This window comes from Brevundimonas sp. Soil_N_31 (assembly GCF_057655995.1).
The window spans coordinates 145998-160932 of record NZ_JBDGLE010000006.1; the positions used below are offsets into that span (position 1 = coordinate 145998).

Genomic DNA, 14935 nt, shown 5'->3' on the forward strand with positions numbered 1-14935 from the left:
CCTGCTAGGCTTTCAGCGCCCGTTTCTTCGACTGCGGGCGTTGGAAAGCCGCCCCTCATGAAGAAACGCCTGATCCTGACCGCCTGCGCCTCGGCGCTGCTGCTCGGCCTGCCCGCCGCCGCCCCGGCCTGGGCCAAGGCGCCGCCCGCCGCCGCGTCTGCCGCCCAGGGCGGGGTCGAGGTGCCGCCGCTGGGCTTCGCCAAGCGGGTGCTGGCCAACGGCATGGAGGTCTATACGGCGCGCGACGCCTCGACCTCCAACGTCACGGTCCAGGTCTGGTATCGCGTGGGGTCCAAGGACGATCCGGCGGGCCGTTCGGGCTTCGCCCACCTGTTCGAGCACCTGTTGTTCAAGGCGACGAAGAACATGCCGTCCGAGACGTTCGACCGTCTGACCGAGGACGTCGGCGGCTTCAACAACGCCTTCACCGCCGACGACGTGACCGCCTATTACGAGGTCGTCCCGGCCAACCACCTTCAGCGCATCCTGTTCGCCGAGGCCGACCGCATGGGCTCGCTGGTCGTCGATGAGGCCAATTTCGCCTCCGAGCGCGACGTGGTGAAGGAGGAATACCGCCAGCGCATCCTGGCCAGCCCCTACGGCCGTCTGTTCGGCCTGTTCACGCCCGAGACCATCTACCAGGACCACCCCTATCGCCGCCCCGGCATCGGCTCGATCGAGGAGCTGGACGCCGCGACCCTGGACGACGTGCTGCGTTTCCACGCCACCTACTACCGGCCGGACAACGCCATGCTGATCGTGGCGGGCAATTTCGATCAGGCGCAACTGGACGGCTGGGTCGACGAATACTTCGCCCCGCTGAAGCGTCCGGCGACGCCCATGCCCGCCAATGATGTGAAGGAGCCCGAGCCGACCGGCCCGCGCACCGCCACCTATTATGCGCCGAACGTGCCCCTGCCCGCCGTCGCCCTGGCCTGGAACACCGTGGCCTACAAGGACGCCGACCGCGCGGCCCTGACGGTGCTGGACGGCATCCTGTCGACCGGCGAGAGCAGCCGCCTGTACCGCTCGCTGGTTTATGACAAGCAGATCGCCGCCTCGATCGGCTCCAGCCCCGACTTCGCCCAGCAGGCGGGCAATCTGGCCGCCTACGCCATCATGGCGGGCGGCGAGACGGTCGAGACCGGCAAGGCCGCGCTGGAGGCCGAGATCGCGCGCCTGCGCGACGAGCCCGTCACCGCCGCCGAACTGGCCGAGGCCAAGAACGAGCTGGTCGCCGACGCCCTGCGCGGGCGTGAAAGCATCGACGACCGCGCCACCACCCTGGGCATGGCCCTGATCATGACCGGCGACGCCACCGCCGCCGACCGCGAGATCGCCGAGATCCAGGCCGTCACCGCCGCCGACGTGCAGCGCGTGGCCCGCCGCTATCTGACGCCGCAGCGCCAGATCACCATCAACTACCTGCCCGCCGACGACGCCAACGCGCCCAGCGAGCAGAAGAAGAACGTCGACGCCCCCGTCACGGTCGCCGCCCTGGCCCCGGCCGGCCCGGTCGCGGTCCTGCTGCCGGAAGCCGAGCGCGCCCGCCTGCCCCAGCCGGGGGCGGAAGTGTCGCCCGCCACCCCGGCCATCGCCGACTTCCGTCTGGACAACGGCCTGCGCGTGCTGGTCGCCCCGACGCAGGGGCTGCCGCTGGTTTCGGCGCGGCTGAACCTCAACGCCGGTTCGGCCCATGATCCGGCGGGCAAGCCGGGGGTGGCCTCCATGACCGCCGCCCTGCTGACCCAGGGCACGACGACCAAGGCGGCGCCGGAAATCGCCACCGCCATCGAGCAGCTGGGCGCCAGCATCGGCGCGGGCGCGGGCGCCGACTTCACCAATATCTACGCCAATGCGCCCAAGGACGTGTTCGGCCGGACCCTGACCCTGATGGCCGATCTGGTGCGCAACCCGACCTTCGCCGCCGAGGAGCTGGAGCGTCAGCAGTCCCAGACCCTGGACGGCCTGCGCGTGGCGCTGAGCCAGCCGGGCTCCATCGCCTCCCAGTCGGTGGGCCGCGTGATCTACGGCGACGCCCCCTACGGCGCGCCGGGCTCGGGCACGGTGAACAGCATCCCCGCCCTGACGCGCGATGACGTGGCGGTGTTCCACTCCGACCGCTTCCGCCCGTCGCAGGCGACCCTGGTCTTCTCGGGCGACGTGACCCCGGCCGAGGCCCGCGCCCTGGCGGACGAGGCCTTCGGCGACTGGCGCGACGCCGGTCCGGCGCCGGCCGCCATCGACAAGGCGGGTCAGGCCCTGGCCCCGCGCGTCGTCGTCATCGACCAGCCGGGCGCCGGCCAGGCGGCGGTCGTCGCCGCCATTCGCGGCGTCAGCCGCACCGACGCCGACTTCTTCCCGCTGACGGTCGGCAACACCCTGCTGGGCGGCGGCTATTCCTCGCGGCTGAACCAGAAGATCCGCATCGAGAAGGGCCTGTCCTACGGCGCCGGATCGTCTCTCGGCGCGCGGGCGGACGCGGGCGTCTTCACCGCCTCGACCCAGACCAAGAACGAGTCGGCGACCGAAGTGGTCGAGCTGATGCTGGCCGAGATCGGCAAGCTGGGCGACGCCCCGGCGACCGAGACCGAACTGGCTCCGCGCCGCGCCACCCTGATCGGCGCCTTCGGCCGCTCGCTGGAGACGGTCGACGGCCTGGGCGGCCTGGTCGCCAACCTGGCCCTCTACGACCTGCCGATGAGCGACCTGGCCGACTACGCCGGACGCGTCCGCGCGGTCACGCCGCAGCAGGTCGAGGCCGCCTTCGCCGAGCACCTGCCGACCGACCGAGCCAGCCTGGTCGTGGTCGGCGACGCCTCGAAGTTCATCGACGGCCTGCGGGCCAAGTATCCGAACGTCGAGGTCATCCCGCTGACCGAACTCAATCTGGACAGCGCGACGCTGAAGTAGGGCGCGGGGCGATCTTTTCCTCCCCATGCAAATGGGGAGGGGGACCGCGAAAGCGGTGGAGGGGCTAGGACGGCGGAACCAAGCGGCCCCTCCGTCTCGCCGGCTACGCCGCCGATCCACCTCCCCGTCCGCTTCGCGAACAGGGAGGAAAATCATTCGCTCACGTCGTCAGGCAGACCACCTGGGCGACGCGCAGATCCTGACGCAGGCGATCGGAGACGGCGCCGTAGTTCTGGGTCGTCACCGCCTGGCCCAGGGCGGCCTCATCGGCGCGCTGCTGGGCGCCAACCGTGGGGACGAAGGTGTCGGGCGCCGTGGTGTAGATACGGCCGCGCCGCGGCGACTCGGCGATGGTCACGCCCAGCACCCGCCCGCGACGATCCAGCACCGGCGCCCCGGACAGTCCCGACAAGGTGCCCTTCAGCCCGCGCGTGCGGCCGGCTTCGGCCCAGGCCAGCACCGGCTCGTCATAGGAGCGGTGACCGCGTATCTTCAGCGTCTCGCGGCCGATCAGGCGCGAGGCCACCTCGCCCGGCCGCCCCTGGGGGAAGCCGGGGTGGAAGGCGCGCTGGCCCTTGTAGAGCGGCGCCTGGGGCGCGATCGGCAGGGCGGGCGGCCCGCCGTCGGTCAGTAGCAGGGCCACGTCCGCCCGCGCGGCCAGGCGCACGTCGGCGGCCAGGGCGCGGGTCTTGTCGATCACCAGGGCCGGCTTGCGGCAGCCCTCGACCACGTGGCGCGCAGTGATCCAGCGCCCGTCCCCGGCGATGGAGAAGGCCGTGCCCGACACCGGCTCATGCTCGTCCGAGGTGTCGACCGTGACGGACGGATCAAAGGGGGTGATCGGCCCCAGCAACGGCCCTGTCGGTTCTTCGGCATGGAAGTCGTGCGGCGCATCAGCCCGCTCGCCCCGGTTCAGGGACGCAATCAGGATCACCCCGATGACGGCGGCGTAGATGGTCCAGTCGGGAAGGTGGGGAAAGCGCAAGGCCGCCCCCTCAACCCGTCAGGGCGGCCGCCAGGATCAAGGCGGTCGACAGCTTGGCCCCGGCCAGGACCACGGCGGCGGAGGTCTCGCCCTTCTCTATCCGTTGCGGCAAGCCGTGCAGCAGGAAGTCGACGACGCGGAAAGCCAGCAGTTGCAGCACCACCGTCGCCACGCCCCAGATGGCGATGTCGCGGATCGAGGTCGACACCGACAGGGACACCGCCAGCGGAATGGCCAGGCCCACCAGCACCCCGGAAAAGGCCACGGCGGCGGCCGGATTGCCCTGGCGGATCAGGGCGATCTCGCGCCACGGCGTCAGCAGCGCATAGACCGCCGCCCCCGCCGCCAGCAGGCCGAAGGTCACGGCCAGGTGCAGCATCAGGATCGGAAAGCCCGTCGCAAACGCCTGGAGTTCAGGCGTCGACAGCACGCCCGGCAACGACGAGGTCTCCATGACGACGAACCCTAGCCTCCCAGCCTGAAGGGGAACGAAACCAAAACACCCTTGCCCGAAAGCTTGGCCCTTCCGCTAGGGCGCCCGCGCCACAGTCGGCGGACAAAGCGTCCAGCCGGACGGTGGGCGTCTCAGGCCGCGTCAGCCTCTTCGCGTTCCGCCTTGATCCGCGCGCTGGCCCGCAGCTTCTCGCTCTCGGACTTCAGCTGGCCGCAGGCGGCCAGGATGTCGCGGCCGCGCGGGGTGCGGATCGGCGAGGCGTAGCCGGCCTTGTTGAGGATGGCGGCGAAGGTCTCGATCGTCTTCCAGTCCGAGCACTGATAGTCCGTGCCCGGCCAGGGGTTGAACGGGATCAGGTTCACCTTGGACGGAATGCCCTCGATCAGCTTGATCAGAGCGCGCGCCTCGGCCGGGCTGTCGTTGACGCCCTTCAGCATGACGTATTCGAACGTCACCCGGCGCGCGTTGGACAGGCCGGGATAGGCGCGGATGGCCGCCATCAGCTGATCCAGCGGATACTTCTTGTTCAACGGCACCAGCTGGTCGCGCAAGGGGTCGTTGGTGGCGTGCAGGCTGATGGCCAGCATGGACGCCGTGCGCTCGCCCAGGGCGTTCAACTGCGGCACGACGCCTGAGGTCGACACGGTGATCCGGCGCCGCGACAGGGCGATGCCCTCATTGTCCGAGATGATGTCGATGGCGTTGGCGACGTGGTCCAGATTGTAGAGCGGCTCGCCCATGCCCATGAAGACGATGTTCGACAGGCGGCGGTCTTCCTTGGGCGAGGGCCACTCGTCCAGGTCGTCGCGGGCCACCTGGACCTGGGCCACGATCTCGGCCGTGGTCAGGTTGCGGACCAGTTTCTGCGTGCCGGTGTGGCAGAAGGTGCAGTTCAGGGTGCAGCCGACCTGGGACGAGACGCACAGGGCGCCCGCCCGACCCACGTCGGGAATGTAGACGGTCTCGATCTCGATGCCCGGCGCCGTGCGGATCAGCCATTTGCGCGTGCCGTCCTTCGACACCTGACGCTCGACGATCTCGGGACGGGCCAGGGTGAAGGCCTCGGCCAGCTTGGCGCGCGTGTCCTTGCCCACGTCGCTCATCAGGTCGAAGTCAGTGACGCCGTAGTGGTGAATCCAGCGCCAAACCTGGGAGGCGCGCATCTTGGCCTTTTCAGGCGGACAGATTTCGGCGTCGATCAGGGCCTGGCGCAGCTCGTCGCGCGTCAGACCGCTGAGGTTGACGGGCGCTTTTACCGGGGCGCTGGCGCGCGAGAGATCGAGCGAAATGCTCAAGGGCGGATGTCCTGCGGCGAAGAATGAAGCGGCGGCGTCTAGCACAGATGGGGCGTCTTGTCGCCTTTGGCCATGCGCGGGTTGATAGACTCGGAACGAGGCGTTAGAGGGGCGGCCGTTGGGGAGTAGCTTCCGGCATATCCCAGCCGGGGTCGCGTCAACACACTTGCCTCCTGTCATTCAGGGGCATGGCGCGACCAGCGGATCACCTCCGCCTAGCGAGACCAGCATGCTGCACCTGCGGGGCCGGCCCGCGCGTGGAGCGTGCTGTCATGCGTCCGGCCGAGTGTGTTTTCCCATGATGTCCCCCGTCGCCATCGCCGTCCTGTCCGTCAGCATGTCCGCCGACGCCTTCGCCGCCGCCATCGGGCGCGGCGCCCAGCACCGGCCGACGGTGTCCCAGGCCCTGCGCTCGGGCCTGGTGTTCGGCGTGATCGAGGCCATCACCCCCCTGATCGGCTTCGCCCTGGGCGTGGCGGCCGCCGGCTTCGTCGCGGCGATCGATCACTGGATCGCCTTCGGCCTGCTGGGCGCGGTCGGGGCCAAGATGATCTGGGAGGCGCTGAAGCGCGACGAAGAAACCGTCGAGGCGGCTGACGCCGGCGGCAAGGCCGCGTCGCGCGGGTTGCTGGCCCTGGTCGCCACCGCCGTCGGCACCTCGATCGACGCCGGCGCCGTGGGGGTCGGCCTGGCCCTGCTGGACGCCAACATCTGGCTGATCGCCGCCTGCATCGGCTTCACCACCTTCGCCCTGGCGACCCTGGGCCTGCTGGTCGGCAAGGCGGCGGGCGCGCGGCTGGGCAAGATCGTCGAACTGATCGGCGGCGTGGCCCTGATCGCGCTGGGCCTGAAGATCCTGCTGGAGCATCTGGGCGTTCTGGCGGGCTGAACCGCTTGCTCGGCGGAACGTTCGGAGAGATCATCGCGCCTCGTCGCTCGTTTCACCTGTCGAAGGAGATTGTCATGCGCGCACCCCTGTTCGCCGCCGCCGCCATCCTCGCCCCGCTGGCGCTCGCCGCCTGCGCCTCGGGCCGACCCTTGCCGACCTATCAGCAGGAAATGGACAAGCTGGAAACCGAATGCCGCGACCGCGGCGGCATCCTGTCGCCCACCGGCGGTCAGACAGGTCGCCCTCAGACGGATTATGCCTGCAAGATCACGGGCGTAGCAACTCGAATCCCGCAAGGCTGAGACCTCCTCGCAGGCCAAGAACCTGCCTGGCCAAGAACAGCGACAATCTCCATCTTCCCGGCGCCGCCTGGAGCCGCTCTCCGGCACGGCTAGAACGCCCGCGCTCGACCGAAGTCGTGCGCCTCGCCACGGATATCATCCTGAACGACTCAATACAGCTTCGCCGCCGCAAGACCCATCGCTGTATGAGCCCTCTTGCGATAGCAGCCCCCAAGCATTGCGGACATTGACTGTCAGATAGCGTCGAATTGCCACAGCGGCAACGACATCGCCCTGTGTAGAGTTTTCACGCTCACACTGGGTGAGCAGTAGAGGGAGGCTACTATGAAGAAGAAACTGATCGCCGGCGCCTGTGCTGCCTTGATGTTCTCGTCTGTCGCGAGCGCCGCTCACGCCAGCTCTCGCTACTCCCCGCGCGGAGAGGCAGGCTATGAACTCGGATGCGCCATCATGTGGATGCTTGGCTATGGAGCCTGCGCCGAACTTCCGAACTACCCTAAGAGATTCAAACAGCTGTAATTAAATTCAAGACTGAATTTCTGGCCCGCCGCCTCTCAGGAGCGGCGGGCCCTCCTATGCTCCGCCCCGCCGTCAATCAACCGTCAGATTTCGTGAGAGTCTCGTCCATGAGCGGCGCAACGACGAGGAGCAACGGACTTTGCTGTCGCAAGCCGATCTGCGAGCAGAGTCAGTCATTCAGGCTGACGCGGCCATGATCTGCGCGATAGCGCCGAAGCGGCGATCGGCCTTCGATCAGTTGATGCGAGTTCAATTTCGACTGAACCACTGAAGCCGCCAAATTCGGAAGCGACATTTGCTGCCGGCCAAAGACCAACGAAGCTGAAAACGACGTCAGGCTATAACAATGCTTGGAAAATCCGTGGTGGTTGGAGGCGGGATCGAACCGCCGACCTGTGGGTTATGAATCCACCGCTCTAACCATCTGAGCTACCCAACCCCTTACGGAGCATCGCGCCGGATCGAGAACGACCCCTGAGCGCGAGAGGGGTGCGTATATCGCCGCCTTCTCTCCGGTTCAAGCCGCTTCGATGCGGATTTCGTGCGGGACTATCGGTCGCGGCGCGTTTCGGCTCGCGCAAAGCGCGGTCTGGCGGCAGACTGCCCCTCAAAGCCACGCCGTTTAGGAGCCGTCATGCTGCGCCCCGCCCTCTTCGCCGCTTCCGTCGCCGCCCTGGCTCTCGCCGCCTGCGGGGCCAATGGTCAGGATGAGGCGCCGTCCTCCGCCCCCACCGGCGCGCCGGTCGAGACTCGTCCGCCCAACAACCCGGATCAGAAGCCGGCCGTCGAAGGCCAGACCCGCGCGCCGTCGGTCAGCACCACGATCGCCATGCAACACGCCGTCGTGGCCGAGAGTCTGGAGCACCCCTGGGGCCTGGCCCTGCTGCCGGACGGCCAGTGGCTGGTGACGGAGAAGCCCGGCCGGATGCGCGTGGTCAGCGCCCAGGGCCGGATCGGCGCGCCGATCAGCGGCCTGCCCGCCGTGGCGGCGCGCGGCCAGGGCGGCCTGCTGGACGTGATCCTGAGCCCGACCTTCGCCCAGGACCGGATGATCTACTGGTCCTACGCCCAGCCGCGCAACGGCGGCAACGGCACGGCGGTGGCCCGCGGCCGCCTGTCGGACGATCTGAGCCGCGTCGAGAACGTGCAGGTCGTCTTCCAGGTCAAGGACACCTATGACGGGGACAAGCATTTCGGCTCCTCCCTGGTCTTCGGCCCGGACGGCAAGCTGTACATCACCATCGGCGAACGGTCGGACAAGCCGATGCGGCCGACGGCCCAGAGCCTGGCCTCGCACCACGGCAAGGTCATCCGCATCAACGCCGACGGCTCGGTCCCGTCCGACAACCCCTTCGTCGGCCGCGAGGGCGCCCTGCCCGAGATCTGGTCCTACGGCCACCGCAACCCGCAGGGCATCGCCGTCCAGCCAGGAACCGGGGCGGTCTGGAGCATCGAGCACGGCACGCGCGGCGGCGACGAACTGAACCTGGAGAAGGCGGGCGCCAACTACGGCTGGCCCGGCGCGGCCTACGGCATCGAGTACAGCGGCGACGCCATCCCCGGCGCCACGACGACGCAGGAAGGCACGGTCCAGCCCGTCTACTACTGGGATCCGGTGATCGCGCCGGGCGGCATGATCTTCTACGACGGCGCCATGTTCCCCGACTGGAAGGGGAACGCCCTGATCGGCGGCCTGGGCGGCAAGCATCTGGTCCGCCTGGTGCTGCAGGACGGCCGCGTGGTCGGCGAAGAGCGTCTGCTGACCGGCCTGGGCGAGCGCATCCGCGACGTGGCGGTCGGGCCTGACGGCGCCGTCTGGGTCGTCACCGACGAGGAGAACGGCAAGCTGGTGCGGTTGGCGCGCCGCTGAGGCTAAGAAGACAGGGCGGGCCGCGCACAACGGCCCGCCCTTTTCATATCCCGCGACCTCACGCGCCTTGTTACTTGACGTTGACGTAAACGTCGGCTTTCTAACGACCTGAGTTTCAATTCCAGACGCGATGATCGGATCCATCCGCCCACCGCCTCCCAACCAAGACGACAACCGTCCCTCATGCAGCGAGGCGTCGCGCGCCGAGCGATAGGGACACCAGAAAACCGTCCCTCATGCAGTTCGCCGCCGCGCAGCGAACGGTAGGGACACAAAAGAAGAGAGACGCCCCATGGCCGACGCCTACATCTACGACGCCGTGCGCACCCCGCGCGGCAAGGGCAAGAAGGACGGCAGCCTGCACGAGATCACGGCCCTGAGCCTGGCGACCCAGGTTCTGGAAGCCCTGCGCGACCGCAACGGCCTGGACACCTCCAAGGTCGACGACGTGATCCTGGGCGTGGTGTCGCCGGTGGGCGAGCAGGGCTCGGACATCGCCCGCACCGCCGTGCTGTCGGCCGGCTGGGGCCAGGAGACGGCGGGCGTGCAGATCAACCGCTTCTGCGCCTCGGGTCTGGAAGCCGTGAACATGGCCGCCGCCAAGGTGAAGTCCGGCGAGGCCGACATGGCCGTCGGCGGCGGCGTCGAGGCCATGAGCCGCGTGCCCATGGGCTCCGACGGCGGCGCCTGGCCGACCGATCCCTCGGCGGCCTTCCCGACCTATTTCGTGCCGCAGGGCGTCTCGGCCGACATGATCGCCACTAAATACGGCTTCAGCCGCGACGACGTGGACGCCTATTCGGTCGAAAGCCACAAGCGCGCCGCCCAGTCCTGGGCCGAGCGCCGCTTCGACAGGTCGGTGATCGCGGTCAAGAACCAGCTCGGCCTGACCCAGCTGGACCGTGACGAGACCATTCGTCCGAAGACGGACATGCAGACCCTGGGCGGGCTGAACCCCTCCTTCGTCATGATGGGCGGCATGGGCTTCGACGCCGTGATCAACCAGCGCTACCCCGAGGCGGCCGGCGTCAACCACGTCCACACCCCGGGCAATTCGTCCGGCATCGTCGACGGCGCGGCGGGCATCCTGGTCGGCTCCAAGGAGATGGGCGAGGCCCTGGGCCTGAAGCCGCGCGCGAAGATCCTGGGCGGCGCCTCGATCGGCTCCGAGCCGTCGATCATGCTGACCGGCCCCGAGCCCGTCACCCGCAAGCTGCTGGGCAAGCTCGGCATGCAGCCGGGCGACATCGACCTGTATGAACTGAACGAGGCCTTCGCGGCCGTGGTGCTGCGCTACATGCAGGCGCTCGACATCCCGCACGACAAGATCAACGTCTGCGGCGGCGCCATCGCCATGGGCCACCCCCTGGGCGCCACCGGCGCCATGATCCTGGGCACGGTGCTGGACGAGCTGGAACGCTCGAACAAGTCGACGGCCCTGGCCACCCTGTGCATCGGCGGCGGCATGGGCACCGCCACCGTCATCGAACGCGTCTGATCCGGGAGCGACTGACTATGGAAAACTTCAAGATCGACATCGACGCCGACGGCATCGCCACGGTCGCCTTCGACGTGCCGGGCCGTTCGATGAACACCCTGACCTCGGCCGTGATCGCCGAGATCCCGGCCCTGGTCGAAAAGATCAAGACCGACGACGCCATCAAGGGCGTGGTCCTGACCTCGGGCAAGACGACCGGCTTCTGCGCCGGGGCGGACCTGGGCGACATGGCCTCGGGCATGCTGGCCGGCGGCGGCGACCTGCAGAAGGCGTTCGACACCGGCTGGGCGCTGAACGGCGCCTTCCGCGCGCTGGAAACCTCGGGCAAGCCGGTGGCGGCGGCCATCAACGGTCTGGCGCTGGGCGGCGGGCTGGAGTTCACCCTGGCCTGCCACTATCGCGTCGTCGAGAACGACCCGAAGATCCAGCTGGGCCTGCCCGAGATCAAGGTCGGCCTCTTCCCCGGCGGCGGCGGCACCCAGCGCCTGACGCGCCTGATCGGGGTGCAGACCGCCCTGATGCAGATGGCCGAGGGCAAATCCTGGCGCCCGAACGACGCCAAGGGCGCCGGCGTCGTCCATGAGGTCGTCGAGAAGGGCCAGTCGGTCGCGGCCGCCAAGGCCTGGATCAAGAACGGCGGCAAGGCCGTCCAACCGTGGGACGATCCCAAGTTCAAGATCCCCGGCGGCGGCCCCTACCACCCGGCGGGCGCCCAGGTCTTCATCATGGGCAACGCCATCCTGCGCAAGCAGTCCTACGGCAACTACCCGGCCGTGCTGAACATGATGAAGGCCGTCTATGAAGGCGTGCAGGTGCCGATCGAGGCCGGCCTGCGCATCGAGACGCGCTACTTCATCAAGACCCTGATGACGCCGCAGGCCCAGGCGATGATCCGCAGCCTGTTCCTGTCCAAGCAGGAACTGGACAAGGGCGCCGTGCGCCCGGCGGGCGCGCCCAAGTCCGACCCGAAGAAGGTCACCGTCCTGGGCGCCGGCATGATGGGCGCGGGCGTGGCCTATGTTCAGGTCATGGCCGGCATCGAGACCGTGCTGATCGACCAGACGCAGGAAGCCGCCGACAAGGGCAAGGCCCACGTCGAGGAACTGCTGAAGAAGCGCCTGTCGCGCGGTCAGATGACGCAGGAGAAGTTCGACGCCACCCTGGCCCTGGTCACGGCGACGACGGACTATGACCTGATCAAGGGCTCGGATCTGGTCATCGAGGCCGTGTTCGAAAACCGCGAGATCAAGGCCGACGTCACCAAGCGCGCCGAGGCTCAACTGGCTGAAGGCGCCGTGTTCGGCTCCAACACCTCGACCCTGCCGATCACCGGCCTGGCCGAGGCCAGCGTCCGGCCCGAGGACTTCATCGGCATCCACTTCTTCTCGCCCGTCGACAAGATGATGCTGGTCGAGATCATCATGGGCGAGAAGACCGGCGACGCGGCCCTGGCCAAGGCGCTGGACTATGTCCTGAAGATCAAGAAGACGCCGATTGTCGTCAACGACAGCCGCGGCTTCTACACCTCGCGCTGCTTCTCGACCTTCCTGATGGAAGGCATGGCCATGCTGGAAGAGGGCTATTCGCCCGTGCTGATCGACAACGTCGGCCGCATGACCGGCATGCCGCGCGGCCCGCTGGAGATGCACGACGACGTGGCGCTCGACCTGTCGTACAAGATCGCCAAACAGACCCGCGAGGATCTGGGCGCTGAATACGTCCCGACCGAGGGCGAGCAGATCGTCGCCACCATGGTCGAGCAGGGCCGCTATGGCCGCAAGAACGGCAAGGGCTTCTACGACTACGACCAGAAGCCCAAGGTCATCTGGCCGGGCCTGGCCGAACTGGCCCCGACCACCAAGGGCGACGCCTTCGGCGAAAGCCCCGAGGCCCTGGCCGCCATCGACGAGTTGAAGACCCGCCTGCTGTATCGCCAGGCGGTGGAAGTGGCCCGTTGCTGGGAAGAGGGCGTCATCGACGACCCGCGCGAGGGCGACCTGGGCGCCATCCTGGGCTGGGGCTTCGCGCCCTGGACCGGCGGCCCCATCACCTTCATGGACCAGACCGGCCTGAAGGCCTTCGTGGCCAAGGCCGACGAACTGGCCGCCAAATACGGCGACCGCTTCAAAGTTCCGCAGCTTCTGCGCGACATGGCCGCCAAGGACGAAACCTTCTACGGCCGCTTCGCGCCGCAGACCAAGGCCGCCTGAGGCTCAGGTACAGGCTGAAACGGAAAGGGCGGCCTTCGCGGGCCGCCCTTTCTTTTTTGCGCTATCGCTCGCAACGCGGTCGCTCGCTGCTTGAGCGCAGCCCCAACCTCCGCTCGTCCCGGCGGACGCCGGGATCCAGTCCTTTGGCTGCATCCGCGCGCGTGGAAGCCTTGGCCTTCTTCAAAGGCGGAGCGCGTGGCTCTCACTGGATCCCGGCGTCCGCCGGGACGAGCGGGTGGGTATTATCTGCTCCGGAACACCCGCGACGCCGCATAGCCCGTCATCGCCGCCAGCAGCACGCACAGCACGCCGTAGCTCCAAGGGCGGTTGTGGGCGAACTCATAGATGTCGCGCTCCAGCCCCACCTTCTCGACGGTCAGGGTCATGTTGGACACCGACACCGGCGTCCCTTCCTGGAACAGCCAGACCTCGGCGTAGTACTTCCCCGTCGGCGCCACGGCGGGCAGCTTGACCTCGGCGCGGAACAGGCCTCGATCGACGAACTCCACCCCCTTGGGGTCGGTGTCATAGAGGGCCGCCGCCTCCTTCAGCCGGATGACGGCGCGGCGCCAGTCCAGATAGTCCTCGCCCAGGCGGCTGATGACCACGTCGCGCACGCCGTAGCGGGTGACGGTGCGGGCCTCTTCCGGCGCGTCGATGCGCAGGTGATCGACGCCCACGCCCAAACGGCGCAACTGGCCGAAGTCGGCGATGTCGCTCAGCGGCCGCGTCGAGGCGGTCATGTAGAAACCGGGCGCCCCTTCGAACAGCACCGGGCGGCTGTTCAGCCAGACCCCCATGTTGCGCGTCTTCTTGACTAGGCGGACCGGGGCGTCGGGACCGCGCACCACCACCACCACATCGGCGGGCGTGTCGGTCGGATTGAACACGGCGCCGTAGAGGACGATCGACGCGCCCTTGAAGCCTGAGTCCACGTCCACCCGCGCGTCCGTCAGGGCGGCGGCGACCCGCACCTCCTCGGTCGTGGCGGCGGAGCGTTCGATGATGATCTCAGGCGCCGCGACCTGGGGCGGCGGCTCCGGTGGCAGGATCTGGAACATCAGTCCGCCACCCCCGGCGCCAGCAGGAACAGGTCGCTGGGCCGCACGAACAGCTCCAGCCCCATCTGGATGCCGACCAGCAGGACGATCAGCCCCAGCGCCGCGCGCATTTCCTCGGCGCGGAAGCGGCCCGACAGCTTGGCGCCGTACTGGGCCCCCACCACCCCGCCCAGCAGCAGGATGGTGGACAGGACGATGTCCACCGTCTGGTTGCGTCCGGCCTGAAGCACGGTGGTGATGGCCGTGGTGATGATGATCTGGAACAGGCTGGTGCCGACCACCACGCTGGCCTTCATCCGCAGCACATAGAGCATGGCCGGCACCAGGATGAAGCCGCCGCCCACCCCCATGATGGCCGACAGAATGCCCGCGAACACGCCCAGGCCGAACGGCGGAATGGCGCTGATGTAGAGGCCCGAGCGCGGGAAGCGCATCTTGAACGGCAGGCCGTACAGCCACATGGGGCGGCGGCGTTCCTTGCGCGGCGGCGTCTCGCCCCTGACGCGGTGCAGGATCTGCGTCAGGCTTTCGTACAGCATCATGCTGCCGATGGAGCCGAGGAACAGCAGATAGGACAGGGCCACCACCAGGTCGGCCTGACCCAGCAGGCGCAGATAGCGGAACAGCTCAACGCCTAGCACGGCGCCCAGCGCCCCGCCGACAGCCATGATGCCGCCGATGCGATAATCGACCGCCTTCATGCCGGAATAGCGGATGACGCCCGAGGTCGAGGAGGCGACGACGTGGCTGGCCTGGCTGGCCACCGCCACCGTCGGCGGAATGCCGAGGAAGACCAGAACCGGCGCCATCAGGAAGCCGCCGCCGATGCCGAACAGACCGGACACGAATCCGACCAGCGCCCCCAGCAGAACCAGGAGCGGCCAGTTCACCGAGACTTCGGCGATCGGCAGGTAAATATCCACGGCACGCGCCTTCGGC

Annotated in this window: 12 protein-coding genes, 1 tRNA gene and 1 riboswitch; of the genes, 7 read left to right on the plus strand and 6 right to left on the minus strand. The window is 68.4% G+C overall.

The annotated features are described in order from the left end of the window. Nucleotides 1-57 precede the first annotated feature (57 nt). Nucleotides 58-2913, plus strand: coding sequence for a M16 family metallopeptidase (locus AC3A3G_RS11570; protein WP_487488247.1), 2856 nt, complete (start codon nucleotides 58-60; stop codon nucleotides 2911-2913). A 160-nt stretch (nucleotides 2914-3073) separates the two neighbouring features. Here AC3A3G_RS11570 and AC3A3G_RS11575 read toward each other — a convergent pair whose 3' ends face one another. From AC3A3G_RS11575 to rlmN, 3 genes are all read right to left on the minus strand, one after another. Then, nucleotides 3074-3898, minus strand: a complete 825-nt coding sequence (locus tag AC3A3G_RS11575) for a S1 family peptidase (RefSeq protein WP_088410597.1) — start codon at nucleotides 3896-3898, stop codon at nucleotides 3074-3076. 10 nt (nucleotides 3899-3908) lie between these two features. After that, complete coding sequence (locus AC3A3G_RS11580) at nucleotides 3909-4352, minus strand: DUF350 domain-containing protein (protein ID WP_003166326.1); 444 nt, start codon at nucleotides 4350-4352, stop codon at nucleotides 3909-3911. 131 nt (nucleotides 4353-4483) lie between these two features. Continuing rightward, the gene (rlmN, locus tag AC3A3G_RS11585; RefSeq protein WP_200166290.1) at nucleotides 4484-5647 is read right to left on the minus strand and encodes a dual-specificity RNA methyltransferase RlmN; all 1164 of its coding nucleotides are present in this window, start codon (nucleotides 5645-5647) and stop codon (nucleotides 4484-4486) included. Between the two features lie 118 nt (nucleotides 5648-5765). Further along, nucleotides 5766-5941: riboswitch (yybP-ykoY riboswitch) on the plus strand. Between the two features lie 4 nt (nucleotides 5942-5945). Here rlmN and AC3A3G_RS11590 point away from each other — a divergent pair. The 3 genes from AC3A3G_RS11590 to AC3A3G_RS11600 all read left to right on the plus strand — a co-directional run bounded on the left by AC3A3G_RS11590 (nucleotide 5946) and on the right by AC3A3G_RS11600 (nucleotide 7357). Continuing rightward, complete coding sequence (locus AC3A3G_RS11590; RefSeq protein ID WP_200166288.1) at nucleotides 5946-6536, plus strand: manganese efflux pump MntP; 591 nt, start codon at nucleotides 5946-5948, stop codon at nucleotides 6534-6536. 74 nt (nucleotides 6537-6610) lie between these two features. After that, on the plus strand, nucleotides 6611-6838 hold the full coding sequence (locus AC3A3G_RS11595) for a hypothetical protein (protein ID WP_200166286.1): 228 nt from the start codon (nucleotides 6611-6613) through the stop codon (nucleotides 6836-6838). Nucleotides 6839-7162: 324 nt separating this feature from the next. After that, entirely contained in the window at nucleotides 7163-7357 is a 195-nt protein-coding gene (locus tag AC3A3G_RS11600) for a hypothetical protein (protein ID WP_200166284.1), read from the plus strand. Nucleotides 7358-7719: 362 nt separating this feature from the next. Here the strand turns inward: AC3A3G_RS11600 and AC3A3G_RS11605 are convergent. Next, nucleotides 7720-7796 (minus strand) — tRNA-Met (locus tag AC3A3G_RS11605). A 198-nt stretch (nucleotides 7797-7994) separates the two neighbouring features. Here AC3A3G_RS11605 and AC3A3G_RS11610 point away from each other — a divergent pair. The 3 genes from AC3A3G_RS11610 to AC3A3G_RS11620 all read left to right on the plus strand — a co-directional run bounded on the left by AC3A3G_RS11610 (nucleotide 7995) and on the right by AC3A3G_RS11620 (nucleotide 12935). After that, the gene (locus AC3A3G_RS11610; protein ID WP_487488289.1) at nucleotides 7995-9227 is read left to right on the plus strand and encodes a PQQ-dependent sugar dehydrogenase; all 1233 of its coding nucleotides are present in this window, start codon (nucleotides 7995-7997) and stop codon (nucleotides 9225-9227) included. A gap of 292 nt (nucleotides 9228-9519) precedes the next feature. After that, on the plus strand, nucleotides 9520-10725 hold the full coding sequence (locus AC3A3G_RS11615; RefSeq protein WP_292056697.1) for an acetyl-CoA C-acetyltransferase: 1206 nt from the start codon (nucleotides 9520-9522) through the stop codon (nucleotides 10723-10725). A 17-nt stretch (nucleotides 10726-10742) separates the two neighbouring features. Continuing rightward, nucleotides 10743-12935 carry a 3-hydroxyacyl-CoA dehydrogenase NAD-binding domain-containing protein gene (locus AC3A3G_RS11620; protein ID WP_487488248.1) on the plus strand — a complete coding sequence of 731 codons (2193 nt, stop codon included), beginning with the start codon at nucleotides 10743-10745 and terminating at the stop codon, nucleotides 12933-12935. Nucleotides 12936-13177: 242 nt separating this feature from the next. On the opposite strand, the gene AC3A3G_RS11625 is transcribed toward AC3A3G_RS11620, so the two are convergent. After that, nucleotides 13178-13996, minus strand: a complete 819-nt coding sequence (locus AC3A3G_RS11625) for a TIGR02186 family protein (protein ID WP_200166280.1) — start codon at nucleotides 13994-13996, stop codon at nucleotides 13178-13180. Then, nucleotides 13996-14919: a sulfite exporter TauE/SafE family protein gene (locus AC3A3G_RS11630; RefSeq protein WP_087138814.1), complete on the minus strand. Its 924-nt coding sequence runs from the start codon at nucleotides 14917-14919 to the stop codon at nucleotides 13996-13998. The genes AC3A3G_RS11625 and AC3A3G_RS11630 overlap by 1 nt, the downstream gene beginning before the upstream one ends. Nucleotides 14920-14935: the final 16 nt, after the last annotated feature.